1 protein-coding gene is annotated in these 454 nt (G+C 66.3%); it reads right to left on the bottom strand.

The genetic code is table 11. From position 1 onward, the window contains the following. On the bottom strand, positions 1-454 hold a 454-nt coding region (locus ACFFII_RS02105; RefSeq protein WP_377697233.1), incomplete at both ends, for a relaxase/mobilization nuclease domain-containing protein.

Here is a 454-nt window from a genome sequence, read left to right as displayed (position 1 = left end):
GCCAGCATCCGCAGGGTGGCGGCGCTCTGCTCGACCACCGCCAGCCCGTCCTCCAGCGCCTGCCCGTGCAGCTTGCGCTCGTGGACGCGCCGTTTCTCGCGCTTGGCGCCCTCGATCTCGGCCCGGGTCGGCCCGTAGGTCAGAATGCCGCGCTCCAGGCGCGAGGACGCATCCAATTCCACGCCGATGTCGGCCGCCAGTTCGACCAGGCGCTCCTTCATCATGTCGAGGCAGAACACGTGGTCGCGAGCGATGTAGAACCAGTCGTCGTTGTGCAGTCCTCGATTGTTCAGGACGATGTGGACGTGGGGATGCGCTCGATCGGTGTGCAGCGCCGCCACATAGGACCACTGGTCGTCAACATGCACGCCCGACTGGAACATCTCGAAGGCCCAAGCTTCCGCGATCCGTAGCGCCTTCCGGGGCGACAGGTCAGCCGGGAAGGACAGCAGCA

It is taken from the genome of Paracoccus niistensis, from assembly GCF_042432925.1.
GTDB classification, from domain to species: Bacteria; Pseudomonadota; Alphaproteobacteria; order Rhodobacterales; family Rhodobacteraceae; genus Paracoccus; species Paracoccus niistensis.
The sequence above is the reverse complement of the archived record's forward strand: the minus strand, read 5'-3'. Positions and strand labels throughout refer to the sequence as shown.